Genomic DNA, 3,954 nt, shown 5'->3' with positions numbered 1-3,954 from the left:
CAATTCCCGGTACCCCGCGCCAATTCCCGGTACCCCGCGCCGGGTCGAGCGAGCCCCGCGCAGTCGGCGGTGTCAGTCCTCGCCGGCGGCGATCGGCACCGCGACCGTGGTCCGCCCGGCCTTCTGGAAGTTGAAGGTGAAGTTGTAGGCGAGCCCGTTGGTGATCGGCTTGCTCAGCGTCACCACGGCGGTCTCCGGCCTGGCGCTGCCCATCGGCTCCGCCTGCCCCTCGGCCGACACCACCAGCGCGCCGCCGGCCGGGATGGATCCGTCGCCGGTCAGCGTCACGGTGCCCGTGTCGGAGGTGATTCCCACCAATTTGTCGTCGACGTCGGAGGAGTTGTTGGCGGCCACGAACACCAGCGGCACGGTCTGGCCGGGCTGCAGGAAGTCGCCGCTCTGGGCCGCCTGGATGTGGACGTTGCGAAGCGCGATGTCCTTCACGTTCGCGGAGTTGCCGTTGACCGCCGCCTGCTGGTCGGCGGTCTGGGAGATCTGACCCGCGCCGCAACCTGTGAGGATCAGGCCGCCGGCCACCAGGCCGGCGGACGCGGCGGCGAGGCGGTTGGACAAGCGGTTCACGTCAGCCTCCTGCTCGGCTATGCGGTCGGCGCCAGCCGCCGCGCTTCGACTATGCACAGTAGTAGGTCTGCCCGCCGCGCGGTAGATCAAGGCGATTACCGGGCGTCGTGCGTCTGCTCGCGCGAGGCCCGCACGGGGCCGCGCGGTGGCCTTCGGGGCCGGGCGATGCAGACATTTGCGCCGTTGTCAACCCCCGGAATCCGGCTGCGATGCCCCTGACCTGCACCGTTGATCCACGTGCTGTCCGGGCGCGTGCTAGTATCGGAGGGCGAAAGGGGCTCTAATCTGATGATTTTCAAGGTCGGAGACACCGTTGTCTACCCACACCACGGTGCTGCATTGATCGAAGCGATCGAAACCCGGACCATCAAGGGCGAACAGAAGGAGTACCTCGTCCTGAAGGTCGCGCAGGGTGATCTGACCGTTCGGGTGCCCGCGGACAACGCCGAGTACGTCGGAGTCCGCGACGTGGTCGGCCAGGAGGGATTGGACAAGGTCTTCCAGGTGCTGCGCGCTCCGCACACCGAAGAGCCCACCAACTGGTCGCGCCGCTACAAGGCCAATTTGGAGAAGCTGGCCTCCGGCGACGTGAACAAGGTGGCCGAGGTCGTCCGCGACCTGTGGCGCCGTGACCAGGAGCGCGGGCTGTCGGCCGGCGAGAAGCGCATGCTGGCCAAGGCGCGGCAGATCCTGGTCGGCGAGTTGGCGCTGGCCGAGAACACCGACGACGCCAAGGCCTCGACCATTCTCGACGAGGTTCTGGCCGCCGCCTCCTGAAGGCGCTGTGACGATCGACGGCGCGGAGAGACAACGGTGACCGAGACCGTCGCCGTCGTCCCGGCCGCCGGCAGCGGTGAACGACTCGGTGCCGGCATCGCGAAGGCTTTCGTCGATCTCGGTGGCCGGACCATGCTGGAACGCGCGGTCGACGGCCTGCTCGAATCCGGTGTCGTGGACCGGGTGATCGTGGCGGTGCCGGCCGACCGCGTCGACGAGACCGCCGCCCGGTTCAGCGGACGGGTCACGGTGGTCGGGGGCGGCCCGGAGCGCCATGACACCGTCCGTCTCGCGCTGGCCGCCGCGGGCGAGCCGGAATTCACCGTCGTCCACGACGCCGCCCGGCCGCTGACGCCGGTGGACCAGATTCAGCGGGTGGTGGCCGCTCTGCGCGACGGCATGCGAGCCGTGGTACCCGTGCTGCCGGTGGTCGACACCATCAAGGCCGTGGATGCCAACGGGGTGGTGCTGGGCACCCCCGAGCGCTCCGGCCTGCGCGCGGTGCAGACTCCGCAGGGTTTCCACACCGATCTGCTGCGGCGGGCGTACCAGCGCGCGGGCTCGCTGCCGGTGACCGACGACGCCTCCCTGGTGGAGAACATCGGCATCCCGGTCCACACCGTGGCCGGTGACCCGCTGGCCTTCAAGATCACCACCGCACTGGACCTTCGGCTGGCGAGGACGGTTCTGGGATCGTGACGCTGCCCCGGGTCGGTCTGGGCACCGACGTCCACCCGATCGAGCCCGGACGCCCCTGTTGGCTGCTCGGACTGCGTTTCGACGACGCCGACGGCTGCTCGGGGCACTCCGACGGCGACGTGGCGGCGCACGCCCTGTGCGACGCCCTGCTCTCGGCAGCCGGCCTCGGGGATCTCGGCGGGGTCTTCGGCGTCGACCAGCCGCAGTGGCGGGGTGTCACCGGCGCGCAGATGCTGACCCATGTTCGCGACCTGCTCGCCGGGGCCGGATTCACCGTCGGCAACGCCGCCGTCCAGGTCATCGCCAACCGCCCCAAGGTCGGGCCGCGCCGCGACGAGGCCCAGCGAGTGCTCTCCGAACTGCTCGGGGCGCCGGTGTCGGTGTCGGCAACCACCACCGACGGCCTCGGACTCACCGGCCGGGGCGAGGGAATGGCCGCGGTCGCGACGGCGCTGGTCGTGCGGGCCTCCCGGTAAGCTGCCACGTCGTGACCACCGGCCTGCGCCTGCACGACACCTACTCCGGTGAAGTGCGCGAGTTCGTGCCGCTGCGCCCGGGTCAGGTTTCGATCTACCTGTGCGGGGCGACCGTGCAGGGCCTGCCGCACATCGGGCACGTCCGCAGCGGGGTGGCCTTCGACGTGCTTCGCCGCTGGCTGATCGCCAAGGGCCTCGACGTCGCCTTCATCCGCAACGTCACCGACATCGACGACAAGATCCTCACCAAGGCCGCCGAAGCGGGCCGGCCCTGGTGGGAATGGGCGGCCACTCACGAGCGTGCCTTCACCGCGGCCTACGACGCGCTCGGTGTGGGGCCGCCCTCGGCCGAGCCGCGGGCCACCGGGCACATCACCCAGATCGTCGAACTCATCGGGCGGCTCATCGACAACGGTCACGCCTACACCGGAGCCGGTGACGTCTACTTCGACGTCCGGAGCTTCCCCGAGTACGGCCGGCTCTCCGGTCACCGGATCGACGACGTGCACCAAGGCGAAAGCCTGGCCGCCGGCAAGCGGGACGAGCGGGATTTCACGCTGTGGAAGGGAGCGAAGCCGGGCGAGCCGTCATGGCCGACGCCGTGGGGCCGGGGCCGTCCCGGCTGGCACTCCGAATGCGTCGCGATGGCTCACGAATACCTCGGCCCGGAGTTCGACATTCATTGCGGCGGAATGGATCTCGTATTCCCACACCACGAGAACGAGATCGCGCAGGCCCGCGCCGCCGGCGACGGCTTCGCCAACTTCTGGCTGCACAACGGCTGGGTGACCATGGGTGGCGAGAAGATGAGCAAGTCGCTGGGCAATGTGCTGGCGATTCCCGCTGTGCTGCAACGGGTGCGGCCCGCCGAACTGCGCTACTACCTGGGCAGCGCGCACTACCGCTCCATGCTGGAGTTCACCGAGACCGCACTGCAGGACGCCGCCCGCGCCTACTCAGGTATCGAGGATTTCCTGCACCGGGTCCGCACCCGGGTGGGTGCGGTGGTGGCGACCACCTGGACCGGGAAATTCGCCGCCGCCCTCGACGACGACCTCGCCGTCCCCGCGGCCCTGGCCGAGGTCCACGCCGCCCGCGCCGAGGGGAACCGCGCACTGGAAGCCGGCGATCACCAGACCGCACTGGCCAAGGCCAGCGAGATCCGCGCCATGACGGCGATTCTGGGCTGCGACCCCCTCGACGAACGCTGGGAGACCCGCGATGAGACCGCCGCCGCACTGGCCGCCGTCGGTGTGCTGGTCGACGCGGAGTTGAACCGCCGTGACGACGCCCGGCGGAACCGGGATTGGGCGGCTGCAGACGAGATCCGCGATCGGCTCAAAGCCGCCGGGGTCGAGGTCACCGACACCGCAGACGGCCCGCAATGGTCTCTACTGGGCGGTGCCGGCGGTGCCAGCGG

Annotated in this window: 5 protein-coding genes; 4 read left to right on the top strand and 1 reads right to left on the bottom strand. The window is 70.1% G+C overall.

The features are described from left to right. Positions 1-72: 72 nt before the first annotated feature. On the bottom strand, positions 73-582 hold the full coding sequence (locus ADBZ5U_RS14865; protein WP_526811472.1) for a copper chaperone PCu(A)C domain-containing protein: 510 nt from the start codon (positions 580-582) through the stop codon (positions 73-75). A 288-nt stretch (positions 583-870) separates the two neighbouring features. On the opposite strand from ADBZ5U_RS14865, the gene carD reads away from it, so the two are divergent. From carD to cysS, 4 genes are all read left to right on the top strand, one after another. Then, a complete protein-coding gene (gene carD / locus ADBZ5U_RS14860; RefSeq protein ID WP_011892341.1) occupies positions 871-1,359 on the top strand; it encodes an RNA polymerase-binding transcription factor CarD in 489 nt (162 codons plus the stop codon). A 36-nt stretch (positions 1,360-1,395) separates the two neighbouring features. Beyond that, a complete protein-coding gene (gene ispD, locus ADBZ5U_RS14855; RefSeq protein ID WP_526811470.1) occupies positions 1,396-2,058 on the top strand; it encodes a 2-C-methyl-D-erythritol 4-phosphate cytidylyltransferase in 663 nt (220 codons plus the stop codon). Next, on the top strand, positions 2,055-2,534 hold the full coding sequence (gene ispF / locus ADBZ5U_RS14850) for a 2-C-methyl-D-erythritol 2,4-cyclodiphosphate synthase (protein WP_526811468.1): 480 nt from the start codon (positions 2,055-2,057) through the stop codon (positions 2,532-2,534). Before ispD ends, ispF begins: the two co-directional genes overlap by 4 nt. A gap of 11 nt (positions 2,535-2,545) precedes the next feature. After that, the coding region (gene cysS, locus ADBZ5U_RS14845; RefSeq protein WP_526811466.1) for a cysteine--tRNA ligase at positions 2,546-3,954 on the top strand (1,409 nt) is incomplete at its 3' end.

Origin of the sequence: Mycobacterium sp. (assembly GCF_040398885.1) — a bacterium.
Lineage (GTDB): Bacteria > Actinomycetota > Actinomycetes > Mycobacteriales > Mycobacteriaceae > Mycobacterium.
The sequence above is the reverse complement of the archived record's forward strand: the minus strand, read 5'-3'. Positions and strand labels throughout refer to the sequence as shown.